The organism is Bradyrhizobium lablabi (genome assembly GCF_018131005.1).
GTDB classification, from domain to species: Bacteria; Pseudomonadota; Alphaproteobacteria; order Rhizobiales; family Xanthobacteraceae; genus Bradyrhizobium; species Bradyrhizobium lablabi_D.
On sequence record NZ_JAFCJK010000010.1, the window covers coordinates 259,407 to 272,770 of the forward strand.

16 protein-coding genes are annotated in these 13,364 nt (G+C 64.4%); 6 read left to right on the forward strand and 10 right to left on the reverse strand.

The genetic code is table 11. The features are described from left to right. The first annotated feature begins 399 nt into the window (after positions 1-399). The 5 genes from JQ553_RS27680 to JQ553_RS27700 all read left to right on the forward strand — a co-directional run bounded on the left by JQ553_RS27680 (position 400) and on the right by JQ553_RS27700 (position 4,402). Positions 400-1,542, forward strand: coding sequence for a type III PLP-dependent enzyme (locus JQ553_RS27680; protein WP_212503204.1), 1,143 nt, complete (start codon positions 400-402; stop codon positions 1,540-1,542). 129 nt (positions 1,543-1,671) lie between these two features. After that, complete coding sequence (locus JQ553_RS27685) at positions 1,672-2,283, forward strand: GNAT family N-acetyltransferase (protein ID WP_212503205.1); 612 nt, start codon at positions 1,672-1,674, stop codon at positions 2,281-2,283. A 10-nt stretch (positions 2,284-2,293) separates the two neighbouring features. Beyond that, positions 2,294-2,461, forward strand: coding sequence for a hypothetical protein (locus tag JQ553_RS27690; protein WP_212503206.1), 168 nt, complete (start codon positions 2,294-2,296; stop codon positions 2,459-2,461). 76 nt (positions 2,462-2,537) lie between these two features. Beyond that, positions 2,538-2,927, forward strand: a complete 390-nt coding sequence (locus JQ553_RS27695; protein ID WP_212503207.1) for a RidA family protein — start codon at positions 2,538-2,540, stop codon at positions 2,925-2,927. Positions 2,928-2,971: 44 nt separating this feature from the next. Then, positions 2,972-4,402 carry a homospermidine synthase gene (locus JQ553_RS27700; RefSeq protein ID WP_212503208.1) on the forward strand — a complete coding sequence of 477 codons (1,431 nt, stop codon included), beginning with the start codon at positions 2,972-2,974 and terminating at the stop codon, positions 4,400-4,402. Positions 4,403-4,476: 74 nt separating this feature from the next. Here the strand turns inward: JQ553_RS27700 and JQ553_RS27705 are convergent, their stop codons facing one another. The 10 genes from JQ553_RS27705 to JQ553_RS27750 form a co-directional block, all read right to left on the reverse strand. Beyond that, positions 4,477-5,217, reverse strand: coding sequence for an acetoacetate decarboxylase (locus JQ553_RS27705; protein ID WP_212503209.1), 741 nt, complete (start codon positions 5,215-5,217; stop codon positions 4,477-4,479). A gap of 117 nt (positions 5,218-5,334) precedes the next feature. Next, on the reverse strand, positions 5,335-5,670 hold the full coding sequence (locus JQ553_RS27710; protein ID WP_212503210.1) for a hypothetical protein: 336 nt from the start codon (positions 5,668-5,670) through the stop codon (positions 5,335-5,337). Between the two features lie 92 nt (positions 5,671-5,762). After that, positions 5,763-6,479, reverse strand: a complete 717-nt coding sequence (locus JQ553_RS27715) for an MgtC/SapB family protein (RefSeq protein ID WP_212503211.1) — start codon at positions 6,477-6,479, stop codon at positions 5,763-5,765. Positions 6,480-6,509: 30 nt separating this feature from the next. Continuing rightward, on the reverse strand, positions 6,510-7,526 hold the full coding sequence (locus JQ553_RS27720) for a WD40 repeat domain-containing protein (protein WP_212503212.1): 1,017 nt from the start codon (positions 7,524-7,526) through the stop codon (positions 6,510-6,512). Continuing rightward, positions 7,526-8,575 carry a GTP-binding protein gene (locus JQ553_RS27725; protein WP_212503213.1) on the reverse strand — a complete coding sequence of 350 codons (1,050 nt, stop codon included), beginning with the start codon at positions 8,573-8,575 and terminating at the stop codon, positions 7,526-7,528. Before JQ553_RS27725 ends, JQ553_RS27720 begins: the two co-directional genes overlap by 1 nt. A gap of 149 nt (positions 8,576-8,724) precedes the next feature. After that, positions 8,725-9,597, reverse strand: a complete 873-nt coding sequence (locus JQ553_RS27730) for a metal ABC transporter substrate-binding protein (protein WP_212503214.1) — start codon at positions 9,595-9,597, stop codon at positions 8,725-8,727. 5 nt (positions 9,598-9,602) lie between these two features. Beyond that, the gene (locus JQ553_RS27735) at positions 9,603-10,472 is read right to left on the reverse strand and encodes a metal ABC transporter permease (RefSeq protein ID WP_212503215.1); all 870 of its coding nucleotides are present in this window, start codon (positions 10,470-10,472) and stop codon (positions 9,603-9,605) included. Positions 10,473-10,477: 5 nt separating this feature from the next. Continuing rightward, a complete protein-coding gene (locus JQ553_RS27740) occupies positions 10,478-11,233 on the reverse strand; it encodes a metal ABC transporter ATP-binding protein (RefSeq protein WP_212503216.1) in 756 nt (251 codons plus the stop codon). Positions 11,234-11,236: 3 nt separating this feature from the next. Next, complete coding sequence (locus JQ553_RS27745) at positions 11,237-11,428, reverse strand: hypothetical protein (protein WP_212503217.1); 192 nt, start codon at positions 11,426-11,428, stop codon at positions 11,237-11,239. A gap of 532 nt (positions 11,429-11,960) precedes the next feature. Continuing rightward, positions 11,961-12,194 carry a hypothetical protein gene (locus tag JQ553_RS27750; protein ID WP_212503218.1) on the reverse strand — a complete coding sequence of 78 codons (234 nt, stop codon included), beginning with the start codon at positions 12,192-12,194 and terminating at the stop codon, positions 11,961-11,963. 374 nt (positions 12,195-12,568) lie between these two features. Here JQ553_RS27750 and JQ553_RS34670 point away from each other — a divergent pair, with 374 nt between their 5' ends. Continuing rightward, on the forward strand, positions 12,569-12,976 hold the full coding sequence (locus JQ553_RS34670; RefSeq protein WP_283817296.1) for a DUF2726 domain-containing protein: 408 nt from the start codon (positions 12,569-12,571) through the stop codon (positions 12,974-12,976). Positions 12,977-13,364 lie beyond the last annotated feature (388 nt).

A 13,364-nucleotide genomic window follows, 5' to 3' on the forward strand; every position in this document is an offset into this window, starting at 1 on the left:
GGAAGAACCGAGGGTCGCTCACGTCCACCAGGACAACAAAGGCGGCCAGCATCTCTCTCCAGGGATGCCGTTGAAGGTCTCACCACTCCTTGCAACCGTGACTGGCAGCCGGAGGCGAACCGGCGCACCCCGCTCTCAGCGGGGGACGCGACTTAAAGCAACGACGGAGCGGGCTTTTTTGGTCTCTACCGGCGGTCCAACGCCGGCCCGGGCTACTGAAAAGGCTTGTCCTTCATTGCCAGGTGAGCGGGCGGGAAACTCTCCCAACCAATCCACGGCAGCACAGTCTGGTTTGAGTCTTGTGGCTTCCCTGCGCCTCCATCGCGCAGCGTGGCCAGAGCGCTCTTATCCGGCGTCACGTTTGAGCGGATCCCGTCGCTGGGGCCGTTGGAGAGTGCCATGACCGAACGTATCCAGGAATTCCTGCGCCACCGCCGCAACGAGGGCCGCGACACCGAGCCGTGCCTCGTCGTCGACCTCGAAGTCGTGCGCGACAACTACCAGACCTTCGCGAAGGCGTTGCCGGACAGCCGCGTGTTCTACGCGGTGAAGGCCAACCCGGCGGCGGAAGTGCTGTCGCTGCTGGCCTCGCTCGGCTCCTGCTTCGACACGGCGACGGTGGCGGAGATCGAGATGGCGCTGGCCGCGGGTGCGACGCCGGATCGCATCTCCTTTGGCAACACGATCAAGAAGGAGCGCGACATCGCGCGTGCCTTCGCGCTCGGCATTCGCCTGTTCGCGGTCGATTGCGCGGCCGAGGTCGAGAAGATCGCGCGCGCCGCGCCCGGCGCGAAGGTGTTCTGCCGCATCCTCTATGACTGCGCCGGCGCCGAGTGGCCGCTGTCGCGCAAGTTCGGCTGCGATCCCGAGATGGCGGTCGACGTGCTCGATCTCGCCAAGCGCCTGGGGCTCGAGCCGGTCGGCATCTCCTTCCATGTCGGCTCGCAGCAGCGCAAGGTGAAGGCGTGGGACCGCGCGCTGGCGATGGCTTCGACCGTGTTCCGCGACTGCGCCGAGCGCGGGATCAATCTCTCCATGGTCAACATGGGTGGCGGTTTCCCGACCAAGTACCTCAAGGACGTTCCTCCGGTCGTACAGTACGGCCGCTCGATCTTCCGTGCGCTGCGCAAGCATTTCGGCAACCAGATCCCGGAGACGATCATCGAGCCGGGCCGCGGCATGGTCGGCAATGCCGGCATCATCGAGACCGAAGTCGTTCTGATCTCCAAGAAGAGCGACGAGGACGAGGTGCGCTGGGTGTACCTGGACATCGGCAAGTTCGGTGGCCTCGCCGAGACCATGGACGAGTCGATCCGCTACGCCATCCGCACTCCGCATGACGGAGCGGACATGACGCCGTGCGTGATCGCGGGTCCGACCTGCGACAGCGCCGATGTGCTGTACGAGAAGCTGCCGTATCCGCTCCCGGTGACGCTCGAGATCGGCGACAAGCTGCTGATCGAAGGTACCGGCGCCTATACGTCGACCTACTCGTCGGTCGCTTTCAACGGCATTCCGCCGCTGAGAACCTACCACATCTGACCCGCCTCCTTTTCGAGGCCTGACGAACCGGGAGCCGGCCAGCCGGCTCCTCCCCTGACCATTTTCGAATTTCTGAACGACGCTTGCCGCGGCGCACGAGCAGCCGTCGCAAGCGGGGACTGACGTGCCATGACTGCAAGACGGAACACCCCCGTTGCCCTCATCCGGAATGCCGCTCCGTTCGCGATCCGTGCGGAACGAGCTTCGGACGCCGTCGCGCGCGAAGCGCTGCTGGATGCCTGCTTTGGCGACAACCGCCATACGCGCAGCTGCCAGCGCCTGCGCGACGGACGCGCGCCCGCCGAAGGCCTTTGCCTGTCGGCGGTGCGCCCAGACGGCCGGCTGGTTGGAACCGTGCGGTTGTGGCACGTCAGCGCGGGGGACCGCAGCGCGCTGATGCTGGGGCCGCTGGCGGTGGACGCTGCCGCCCGCGGCCTCGGCGTCGGCGCCGCGCTGATGAAGCGTGCGCTGGCGGCCGCCAAGGCGCGCGGCCACGACGCGGTGATCCTGCTCGGCGACGCCCCCTATTACGCGCGCTTCGGCTTCTCAACGGCCAAGACCGGCGAATTGTCGCTGCCCGGCACGTTCGAGCGCGAGCGGTTGCTCGGTCTCGAACTCACTGAAGGAGCACTCGACGGCGCCTGGGGCATGATCACACCGACCGGCGCGCCACTCTCGAAAGCAACGACGCCCCGCGTCCGCGCCAGGAAGGCACCCTTCGTCCTGCCGCAGGCGGCTTGAGGCGGCCGCCATGTCGGAGAAGCTTTTCGCAACCAATTCCGTGCGCCCACGACCGTGCAGCCTCGTCACCTCGGTCATGCTGGTCCTGATCTCGGTCATGATCGTCAGGGACATCCTGGTCCGGCGTTGGAGCGGCGCGCCGCCGACCCCGTCGGACACGACCCAACAGTCCCGTTGAGATCATCGGTGGTTGCACAATCGGGCGGAAAGCCCGTAAACCCGCTTCAAGCTCCCTTTTCAGTCGAGGTCCGAACATGTCCCGTCGCCTGATTTCCACTGGTTCGCCCTTTGAAAAGACCGCCGGCTTCAGTCGCGCCGTGATCGACGGCGACTTTGCCTTCGTCGCCGGAACCACGGGCTACGACTACACGACGATGACCATGCCCGCCGATGTCACGAGCCAGTCACGTAACTGCTTCAAGACCATCGAGGCTGCCCTCAAGGAGGGCGGCTTCGCGATGGCCGACATCGTCCGCGCGACCTACTACCTCACCGACGTCAAGGACGCTGACGCGCATTTCGCAGTCTGCGGCGAGGTTTTTGGCGACATCCGCCCGGCCGCGACACTGCTCATCGTCGTCGGGCTCCTGAAGCCCGAGATGAAGGTCGAGGTCGAAGTCACCGCGAAGCGACGTACCGCCTGATCCATTCCAATCATTGCCGCTAGGCACTCTCCTGGAGAAAATTGATGAGCCCCTCCTCGCAGATCCACGCCAAGATTTCCGGTCCCATTGTCATGATCGGCTTCGGCTCAATCGGCAAAGGCACCCTGCCCCTGATCGAGCGTCATTTCGACTATGACAAGTCGCGCTTCGTGATCATCGATCCGCATGAAGATGGCGCGCTCGCGAAGGAGCACGGCGTGCGCTTCATCAAGCAGGGCGTCACGCGCGACAATTACCGAGAGGTTCTGACGCCGCTGCTCACCGCCGGCGGCGGCCAGGGCTTTTGCGTCAACCTCTCGGTCGACACCTCTTCGGTCGATATCATGACGCTGTGCCAGGAGATCGGTGCGCTCTACATCGACACCGTCGTCGAGCCCTGGACCGGCTTCTATTTCGACAAAAGCGTCGGGCTGGAGGGTCGCACCAACTACGTGCTGCGCGAGTCACTTCTCGCCGCCAAGCGCAAGCGCCCGGGGGGACCGACGGCGGTCTCGACCTGCGGGGCTAACCCCGGCATGGTGTCCTGGTTCGTCAAGCGGGCGCTGCTCGACATCGCACGCGATACCGGAACCGAGTTCAACGAGCCCAACAGCCGCGAGGGTTGGGCCCAGCTCGCTCGCAAGCTCGGCGTCAAGGGCATCCACGTGGCCGAGCGCGATACCCAGCGCGCCAAGCGGCCGAAGCCGATGAGCGTGTTCGTCAACACCTGGTCGGTCGAAGGCTTCGTCTCCGAGGGTATGCAGCCCGCCGAGCTCGGCTGGGGCACCCATGAGAAATGGATGCCGGAGAACGGCCGCGAGCATTCGCATGGCTGCCAGGCCGCGATCTATCTGGAGCAGGCCGGGGCCAATACCCGCGTGCGTTCGTGGTGCCCGACGCCCGGTTCGCAATACGGCTTCCTCGTCACCCACAACGAGTCGATCTCGATCGCGGACTATTTCACCGTGCGCGACGGCTCCAAGGTGATCTACCGTCCGACCTGCCACTATGCCTATCATCCGACCGACGACGCGGTGCTGTCGCTGCACGAGATGTTCGGCGCGGCCGGCAAGATGCAGCCGAAATGGCACATTCTCGGCGAGAACGAGATCGAGGATGGCATGGACGAGCTCGGCGTGCTGCTCTACGGCCACGCCAAGAATGCCTATTGGTACGGCTCGCAGCTGACGATCGAGGAGACCCGCCGCCTCGCGCCCTACCAGAATGCGACCGGCCTGCAGGTATCGTCCGCCGTGCTCGCCGGCATGGTGTGGGCGCTGGAAAATCCGCAAGCCGGCATCGTCGAAGCCGACGAGTTGGATTTCCGCCGCTGCCTCGAAATCCAGATGCCGTATCTCGGCCCGGTAAAGGGAATCTACACCGACTGGACCCCGCTGCATGATCGGCCGGGGTTCTTCCCCGAGGATGTCGACACCTCTGATCCCTGGCAGTTCAGGAACGTTCTTGTTCGCTGAGCCCAAGAGCCGTCGTTACCCGCCGTCAACGAACTGTCATGCCGCCTCTGCGGGGCATGACAGTTTGGCACGGATCACTTCGCCATGTAGTCGAATGCCACGGTCCCAAGTCCGAGCGTCAGATCGGCCTTGAAGTGCGTTGCCGACATGACTTCGCGCACCGGCAGCCGCGCGACGTCGGCGAGCGCATGGGGGAACAGGCCGAGCGCGGCGGGCCCGGTCCAGGCCTCCTTCAGCGTGATGTCCTCGAGATAGTAGCGCACCAGCTCACAGATTCGCGGGCTGCCGTCGACATGCGGGATGATCTTGATCATGAAGTTCGGCGCTTTCATCGATTTCAGCACGGCGTCATGGTCGACCTTGCGGTGCTTGTAGCCCATGGTCGCCGAGACGCAGAGCACCGAGCCGTAATGGAGCGTGCCGACGAGCACGTCGCTCTCGACCTCGATCTTCGGTCTCGCGAGCTTCTTCGGAAAGCCCCAGAGCTCGCGGCCGCCGGCAATCGGGCCTTCGTCGTCGAGATACATCGAGTGCACATAGACGCCGTCCTCGCCCTTCAAGCGGACCGGGATCACCTGCCCGGTCTCGGTGTAGTCGCCGAAACCGGTCGAGTCGGGCATGCGGATGAATTCGTATTTCACTACGGGCTCCGCGACCTCGAGCGGCTCCGGCACCACGGCCGCGAGCGCTTCCGCGTCGGTCCGGTAGGTGATGACAAAATATTCGCGGTTGAAGAAACGATACGGCCCTGGTGGAAACGACGGGTTGGTGAGCGGCATCGAATAGGCGGTGCGCCTGATATCCTCGATCTTCATGGAAGGCCCCGTTGGTCGTTTGCGTGACGACCGATTATGGGGCGGGCCGCGGCCGGAGGCGAGACCGTAAAATCGGCATCGATCGTCAAACCCGCGTCACATTGACCGCGCCTTGCGCTACTTCTGCTTGATCGGCGGCGCGGTCTTTTCCGCGGGCGCCGGCGGCAGCACCGGCGCCGCTCCAGCCTTTTGCGCCTCGGCATCGGGACGCGCGGGCTCCGGTGCCGGCGTCGTCGGACGCTCGCCGCCGGGCTTCGATTCGGCCGGCGGCGGATTGGTCTGCGGCGCCGCCGGAGCACCTTGCAGCGGCTGCGTCGCCTGCGCCACCTGCTCCGGCGGGGCTGCGTTGATCGCGCTGAGCGACAGCCCCACGATCACAAATCCCGCGACCACCAGTCCGGCGGCGATCAGCATATCTTTCCGCAGCGTTCGTTCGGTTTGGTCCGCAGCCATCTCGTTCACCCGCGCCTGGTTCGCGAGGTCAACGATCCTGCCAACGCATGGTTCCGACGTGTCAGATCGCAGGAACCGTGCGCCACGGCACCTCAATCCGTGGTACTGACCTCCCAGGTGGCGTGACGGACGCCAGGCTGGCGCTGCAGGTCAACGACCACGGCATTCAACTCGTTAGGATCGACGGCGGTCGCAACCAGCGTCGCAACGATCTCGAGGAGGTCGTCACCCGTCTCGACGACATTCACATCGGCGACCGGGTAGTTCGCGGCTTCCAGCTTCTCGACCAAACGGTCGCGCATGGCGGGCAGGGCTTCCGTGGTGACCGCGAGCTTGAAATAGTAGGTCGCCTCCGAAGCCTTCTCGTCGAGCGGGATGCGGTTGATGGCGTTGACCAGCGGGCGCAACAGCGTGTTGCCGGCGATGATAAAGACCGTCAGCACCACCGCCTGCGCGACCATGTCGGCGCCGGCGCAGGAGCCGACCGCGGCGGACGCCCACAGGGTCGCCGCGGTGTTGAGGCCGCGCACGTCCATGCCTTGCTTCATGATGACGCCGGCGCCGAGGAAGCCGATCCCCGACACGACATAGGCGATCACCCGCACTCCGCCGTCCGGCCCCGACAAATGCATCGCCAGGTCGACGAAGGCGGCCGCGCCGACCGCGACCAGCACATTGGTGCGCAACCCCGCGGTGCGCTGCCGGTACTGCCGCTCCGCCCCGATCAAGGTGCCGAGCACGAAGGCGGAAACCAGGCTAACCACCGTATCGACGAAATCGGCGCTCTGGAATGTCGCAAGAAATTGCATGGCGCTGCCCCGGCTCGACGCGCCGATCTCTTACATTTCCAGGAGGCCCGCGTCACCATCTTCCGCGCCGAAGGCGAGCAGCGTGCCCTTGGCATTCCACGCCAGTGCCGACACGGCGGCGCCGCCGTTCCGGCGCACCAGGATTTCCGCGCCGTCCTCGAGGCGGATCATCAGCACGGTGCCGTCGCCATAGCCCGCCGCCATGATGTCGTTTTTCGGATGACAGGCGACCACCGAGACACGCGCCGGCAACGGCGCCAGCATCGCCGGCTCCTTGCCCATCGGGCCGTCTTTGCTGGCGAACGGCCAGACGATCACGGTGTCGGCGCCGGAGGTCGCAAGCCCCTTGCCGCCCGCGCTCCATGACATCGAGCGCACGCGCCCGGGATAGCCGCTCATCCGCATATGGCGGTTGTCGGCGAGCCGCCAGCCATGCATCGCCGGCTCGTGCATCGCGGTTACCAGAAATCTGTTGTCGGGGCTGAAGGTGACGGCGAGGTGCGAACCGGCCCATTCCAGAAACTCCGGATTGGCCGCCATGTTGGGAAACCACAGCGTCACGCCGCCATAATGCGCGATCGCAAGCCGCAGCCCCTTTGGCGCAAAGGCGAGCCCGCCGACAGTGGACGGCACCTCGAAGCTCTTGTCCTCGCCCTTCGCACTCCGGACGAAGGCCGTCTTGCCGGCCGACCACGCCACTGCGCCATCGCCATGCAGCGCGACATTGTCGATCCAGCGCCGCCTGGCATCAGTCGCGATCGTGCTCGTCTCGCCCTTGGCGTCGAGCGCGACCAGCTTGCCGTCGTCACCGCCGGTGACAAGCCGCTTCCCATCGGACACCGAACAAAGGATGGCGCCGCCATGCACGGGCGTCTGCGTAACCTCGCCCTCGCCGGTCGCGATCGCGATCGTCTCCTCGGCACCGACGAAGCAGGCGCGGTCGCCAAGGAAATGCACCGAACTCACGGCCACGCCGAGCGCGAGCGGCTTGACGCGGTCGGTGATCGAAACGATGGAGGGCCCTTCGCCCGGATCGAACTCGCTCATCACGTGGTGATGCACTTCTCGAAGCCGTCGCGGATCGCCTGCTCCGGCAGATCGCGACCGATGAAGACGACCCGGCTCTCGCGCCGCTCGCCATCCTTCCATTTCCGCTGGTGATCGCCCTCGAGCATCATGTGGACGCCCTGGAAGACGTAGCGGTCGTCGTCGCCGGCGAAGGCGAGGATGCCCTTCGAGCGCAGGATCTTCTGACCTTCGTTCGCAACGAGCTGCTGCAGCCACGGCATGAACATGGTCGGATCAAGCGGCTTGTCCGAGCGCAGCGACAGCGATTGCATGTCCTCGTCGTGATAGTGCTTCAGCCCGCCATGGTCATGGCCGTGATCATGATGGTGATGAGCATGGTCGTGGTCGTGATGATCGTGATCGTGGTCGTCGCCGGTCTCCAGGAAGTCCGGCTCGATCTCGAGGATGCGATCGAGATCGAACGCGCCGCGCTCCAGCACATCGGCCAACGCCACCTTGCAGCGTTCGGTGCGGTGCAGCTTGGCGTAGGGGTTGATGCCGCGGATGCGGGCCTCGACCTCGGCAAGCTCGGGCTTCGACACGAGGTCGGTCTTGTTCAGCACGATGACATCGGCAAAGGCGATCTGGTTCTTCGCCTCGGGCGCGTCCTTCAGACGATCGCTCAGCCACTTGGCGTCGGCGACGGTGACGACGGCGTCGAGGCGCGCGTTCCTCTGCACGTCCTCGTCGACGAAGAAGGTCTGCGCCACCGGCGCGGGATCGGCGAGGCCGGTGGTCTCGACGATGATGGCGTCGAACTTGCCCTTGCGCTTCATCAAGCCGTCCATGATGCGGACGAGATCGCCGCGCACCGTGCAGCAGACGCACCCGTTGTTCATCTCGAACACTTCTTCATCGGCGCCGATGATCAGATCATTGTCGATGCCGATTTCGCCGAATTCGTTGACGATAACGGCGTATTTCTTGCCGTGGTTCTCCGACAGGATGCGGTTGAGCAGCGTGGTCTTGCCGGCGCCGAGATACCCCGTCAGCACGGTCACAGGAATCTTTTGCGAAGCTTCAGCCATAACAACTCCGAAAGGGATTTCGAGGCCATGATGCGAAATCGCATCATGACCTCATCTCTTTGTTTGAGCACGATCTTTTCGGAAAACCGGTTCCCACTTTTCCGGATCATGCTTGGGGAGCGCTCAACCCGGCAGGGAGGCCCCTGCCCCTAGTTGGCGAGCGCGCTGGTCAGGGTCTTTATATTGTGCCTCACCATGTCAATGTAAGTGGGTGCTTTGCCCTTTTCGCCCGTCAAACTGTCCGAATAAAGGGTGCCCCCGATCCGGGCGCCGGTCTCGGCGGCTATCCGTTCGATCAGGCGCGGATCGCTGATATTTTCGAGAAAAACTGCCGGAATTTTCGCTTGTTTGACCTGGGTGATGATGGCGGCGATATCGCGTGCGCTGGCCTCCGATTCCGTGGACACGCCGAGCGGCGCGACGAACTGGATGCCGTAGGCGGCCGCGAAATAGCCGAAGGCGCCATGGGTTGAGATCACCTTGCGCCGCGCCTGCGGAATGTTCGCCACCGCTTCCCGCACCTCGCGGTCGAGCGCCTCCAGCTTCGCCAGATAGGCCTCAGCATTGGCGCTGAAGGTGTCGGCATCCGCCTGGCCGACCGCGATCAACGCGTCGCGGATGTTGGCGACATAGAGCTTCGCATTGACCACGGATTGCCAAGCATGCGGATCGGCCGCGCTGCCGATCTTCAAGGGGGCGATGCCCGCGGTTGCGACCGTGATCGCCGCCTTGCCGCCGGAGGCCTGCAACAACCGCGGCAGCCAGCCCTCGAGCCCGAGGCCGTTGATCACGAGAAGTTTCGCGTCGACGACCTTCTTCGCATCGGCCGGCGTCGGCGCGTAGACATGCACGTCGCTGTCGGGCCCCACAAGGGCGACCACGTCCACGCGGTCCCCGCCGACATTGCGGACCATGTCGGCAAGAATCGAGAAGCTCGCAACGACACTCACCCGGCTTTCCGCCCGCGCCGCGCCGGTGGCCTCGACGAGCGCGAGACAGACGATCCAGAACAAGCGCCGCATCGCCGTCACGCCTCGAGATGGCGGCCGGGGAACAGCTGCCGCACGAGACCGCTGACATTGCCGAACAGAAGCGACACCAGATAGAAGCCCGCCGCGACCAGGATGATCGCGGGCCCCGAGGGAATCCGCGTCTGGTACGACAGCACCAGGCCCGCATAGCCGGACAGCATGGCGCTCGTCACCGCGATGCAGATCATGGCCGTGATGTCGCGCGACCAGAACCGCGCAATGCCTGCGGGCAGGATCATCAGCCCGACGCCGAGCAGGGTGCCGAGCGCATGGAAGCCGTTGACGAGATTGATCACGACCAGCGCGAGAAACGCGAGATGCGCCGGCGCCCCGGCCCTGCTGACGGTGCGCAGAAACACCGGATCGACGCATTCGATCACCAGGGGACGATAGATCACCGCCAGGACCAGCATGGTGACGGTGGCGTTGAAGGCGATCATCAGCAGCGTCTGGTCGTCCATCGCCAGGATGTTGCCGAACAGCACGTGCAGGAGGTCGATATTGGTGCCCTTGATGGAGACGATGGTGACGCCAAGCGCGAGCGAGACCAGATAGAACGTCGCGAGCGAGGCATCCTCCTTCAATTCCGTGGTGCGGGCGACCAGGCCGGCAAGCAGCGCCACCGTGAAGCCTGCGATCAGGCCGCCGGTCGTCATCGCGAACAGATTGAGCCCGGAGACCAGGAAGCCGATTGCGGCCCCCGGCAGGATCGCATGCGCCATGGCATCGCCGACGAGGCTCATCCGGCGCAGCATCAGGAACACGCCGATCGGCGCGCCACCGAGCGAGAGAGCAATCACGGCGGCGAGCGCGCGGCGCATGAACTCGAATTCGATGAACGGCGTGATCAGCGCGTCTGATAGCATCGGCGTCAGGCGGCTCGCGATCGCGGATCGGCGGCGCAGGCGGCGGCGCTGTCGTCGAACGCCTCGCACATCCGCATCGCCACCATGAGGTTCTCGGGCGTCAGCGCCTGCGCGGTCGGTCCCCACTCGACGGGCCCGCGTGCCAGCAGCAGCGTGTGCGGGAAGTTGTTTCGCACCATGTCGAGATCATGCAGCGCCGCGAGCACGGTGCGCCCCTCGCCGTGCCAATGGCGGACCAGCGCAAGCAGGTCGGCCGTGGTCTTGGCATCGATCGCGTTGAAGGGCTCGTCGAGCACGATCAGCCGCGCGTCCTGCAACAGCACGCGCGCGAACAACATGCGCTGCATCTGGCCGCCGGAGAGCGAGCCGATCGGGCGGTTCTCGAAGCCGTTGAGGCCGACCGCGGCGATCGAAGCCAGGATTTTTTCGCGTGCGGCCTTGTCGATGCCGCCGAAGAAACCGGTGGCGCGCCACAGACCGGTGCCGACGAGGTCGAACACCGAGATCGGGAAACTGCGGTCGATATCCGCGGTCTGCGGCAGGTAGGCGATGTCCCTGTGATCGAGCCCGTCGAGATCGATCACGCCCGAGAGCGGCTTGAGCACGCCGGCGATGCCGCGCAGCAAGGTCGACTTGCCGGCGCCGTTCGGGCCGATGACGGCGAGCAGCGTGCCGGCGTCGACCTCGCCATTGAGGTGATGCACCGCCGGGTGTCGGTCATAGCCGAGCGTAACGTCGCGGAATGTGACGAGCGCAGCCATGGTTCACCTCATCGCCAGCCAGACCGCGCCCCACAGACAGGCGCTGACCGCCAGCGCCGCCGCGAGCCGGGCCGGCACGGTCATGCGCAGGATCGACCAGTGCGCGACCTGCGCCGGATGCGGCGCGGCCGGGCCGTGGCTGTGCCCGTGGTGGGCGTGGCCGTCGTGGTGAACGTGGGAATGGGTATGCGCCATGGGGAACAGTGTTACATTACAACAATCAGTGTTATATTATAACATAACGCGAGTCCATCCAGACCGACCTTGAATTCTGGACCGCTGTGAGATGTGGGGCTGCGGGTCATGCACCCGCATTCTCGCGACACGATGCGCCCGAGGCTTGCGTCACTTTCCACCCCCATGAGAAATGAGGGCGCAGGGAAAGCCGGGTGCCGATCGCACCCATGGGCCCCGTGCAACAAAAAGCACGGGGGTAGGACCACAGGTGTAACCGGAAACAACCCGGCTTTCCCTGCGCGATGGTTTTACGACTTACTTCGTGCTCTCCCCAGCGAGACCGGGCCTTTTTGTCACTGTCGCTTGCGAGATCGTTTCCCGCAAACTTAACGCCAGCCATTGGGGCGTCAGGACCACACGACTTGATGTCTAGCCGTTTTTTCGGCCTGTTGAAAATGGAAGAAATGCCTGAAAATAAAGGTTTTCTTTGATTTCTGCCGGACGAACGGTAGGCCCGCCCGAACCCGCTGGGCCCTAATAGGCCCTAGTTTCACATCGTGTGCGCTGGCGCGGCCTGCCCGGTGTCCTGTAGCCCTGCGCTCTGGCGCGCTGTGGGGCCTTCCTGCGGGCTCTGACGCCTGCCTGTCGCCTGGTCCCTGTCCGTGGTGATGGTGGCGTGCTCGACGCTGGCGTGGCCACTGTCCGTGACGACCGCCTGCCATTGTCGTGACGCTGCCCACGCATGGTGGTCGTGGCCGAAGATCGCAAAACATTGGCTGATCATAACAAGACGTTTTGAGCCTTCAGGCCTTACACAGTACGCGAGCGCTCTGCGCCTTTTCCAAACCATTACGAGAAGCCACCTTGCAAGGCGATCTGCCACAGGCACTTCAGCGCCTTTTCGAGACCCTCACGGGAAGCCACGCCATGCAAGGCTCGCTCGTGGTCATTATCGCCGTGGCCGCATTTCTAGCTGGCCGTTGCAGCGAACGCCTTCGCGCAAGGCTGGCACGTCAAGCATGGCATAAGCGAAAGGCGCGTTGGAGAAGAGGTGAAGGAGTTCCCTTCAAGGCGGGTTGGAGAAGAGCTGACGGAGTGGTTCCCTTCAAGAGGGAAGCAGCTCCTGTCACTGACGCAGCAGAGCAGCTTCGCCTCGTCATGGGTGCAGAGTTTGAAAAGCGTCCCCTTCTCTCACGGTCGGAGGCTCAGGTCTTGTACGCCGCCGAAAGGGCGGTCAACACTGCGGACCTCAACTGGCGGGTGATGGCGCAAGTGAGCTTGGGTGAGGTTCTCGCCTGCGGCGATGCGCGGGCCTACAGCGCGATCAACAGCAAGCGTGTTGACCTCCTCATAGTCTCCCGCAGTGGCGATCCGATTGCGGCGATTGAATACCAAGGACATGGCCACTACCAAGGAACTGCCGCAGCGCGAGATGCTGTAAAGAAAGAGGCGCTGCGCAAGGCTGGGGTCCGGTACATCGAGGTAACACCCGACGGCGGCACTGAGGAAATGGTCCGGGTGATTTCGCGGATAGCGCAAGTGGAAAGGCTGAAGCCAGTACCCTGAAGGCCGCGTCGTGACACCAGCACGATGATCGTGGTCCGTGACCTGCGTGGTGGATGAGACCGATCACGGCGTCACGCCTGCACCACATCAAGCCTGAACGTGTCCGCGATGCGCGCGACACTGGCGATGGTGGTGGCGCTCACGACGGCGGTGTGAGCGGCATGGCGACCCTCCCGCGATAGTCGTCAGGGTCCTGTGGAGAGAAAAGAAAACGCGGGGACCGCGCGACCGCACGTATTGCGGATATCTGCTGCGAGAAAATCCGTGGTTGCAGTTACAGGGAAGCAGCGCGTCCTACTCAATGTCCGCTGTGTGTGGACGGCTCCGGGTTGGCAAGGAGAATCTTCACTTGCGGCGTTGGTCGGAGCAGCCATGTGTTCGGCCTGTT

Excerpts from the sequence above, each read along its gene's own strand:
- JQ553_RS27680 (WP_212503204.1), top strand. The coding sequence starts at position 400 with ATGACCGAACGTATCCAGGAATTCCTGCGCCACCGCCGCAACGAGGGC.
- JQ553_RS27685 (WP_212503205.1), top strand. The coding sequence starts at position 1,672 with ATGACTGCAAGACGGAACACCCCCGTTGCCCTCATCCGGAATGCCGCT.
- JQ553_RS27690 (WP_212503206.1), top strand. The coding sequence starts at position 2,294 with ATGTCGGAGAAGCTTTTCGCAACCAATTCCGTGCGCCCACGACCGTGC.
- JQ553_RS27695 (WP_212503207.1), top strand. The coding sequence starts at position 2,538 with ATGTCCCGTCGCCTGATTTCCACTGGTTCGCCCTTTGAAAAGACCGCC.
- JQ553_RS27700 (WP_212503208.1), top strand. The coding sequence starts at position 2,972 with ATGAGCCCCTCCTCGCAGATCCACGCCAAGATTTCCGGTCCCATTGTC.
- JQ553_RS27705 (WP_212503209.1), bottom strand. The coding sequence starts at position 5,217 with ATGAAGATCGAGGATATCAGGCGCACCGCCTATTCGATGCCGCTCACC.
- JQ553_RS27710 (WP_212503210.1), bottom strand. The coding sequence starts at position 5,670 with ATGGCTGCGGACCAAACCGAACGAACGCTGCGGAAAGATATGCTGATC.
- JQ553_RS27715 (WP_212503211.1), bottom strand. The coding sequence starts at position 6,479 with ATGCAATTTCTTGCGACATTCCAGAGCGCCGATTTCGTCGATACGGTG.
- JQ553_RS27720 (WP_212503212.1), bottom strand. The coding sequence starts at position 7,526 with ATGAGCGAGTTCGATCCGGGCGAAGGGCCCTCCATCGTTTCGATCACC.
- JQ553_RS27725 (WP_212503213.1), bottom strand. The coding sequence starts at position 8,575 with ATGGCTGAAGCTTCGCAAAAGATTCCTGTGACCGTGCTGACGGGGTAT.
- JQ553_RS27730 (WP_212503214.1), bottom strand. The coding sequence starts at position 9,597 with ATGCGGCGCTTGTTCTGGATCGTCTGTCTCGCGCTCGTCGAGGCCACC.
- JQ553_RS27735 (WP_212503215.1), bottom strand. The coding sequence starts at position 10,472 with ATGCTATCAGACGCGCTGATCACGCCGTTCATCGAATTCGAGTTCATG.
- JQ553_RS27740 (WP_212503216.1), bottom strand. The coding sequence starts at position 11,233 with ATGGCTGCGCTCGTCACATTCCGCGACGTTACGCTCGGCTATGACCGA.
- JQ553_RS27745 (WP_212503217.1), bottom strand. The coding sequence starts at position 11,428 with ATGGCGCATACCCATTCCCACGTTCACCACGACGGCCACGCCCACCAC.
- JQ553_RS27750 (WP_212503218.1), bottom strand. The coding sequence starts at position 12,194 with ATGATCAGCCAATGTTTTGCGATCTTCGGCCACGACCACCATGCGTGG.
- JQ553_RS34670 (WP_283817296.1), top strand. The coding sequence starts at position 12,569 with ATGGGTGCAGAGTTTGAAAAGCGTCCCCTTCTCTCACGGTCGGAGGCT.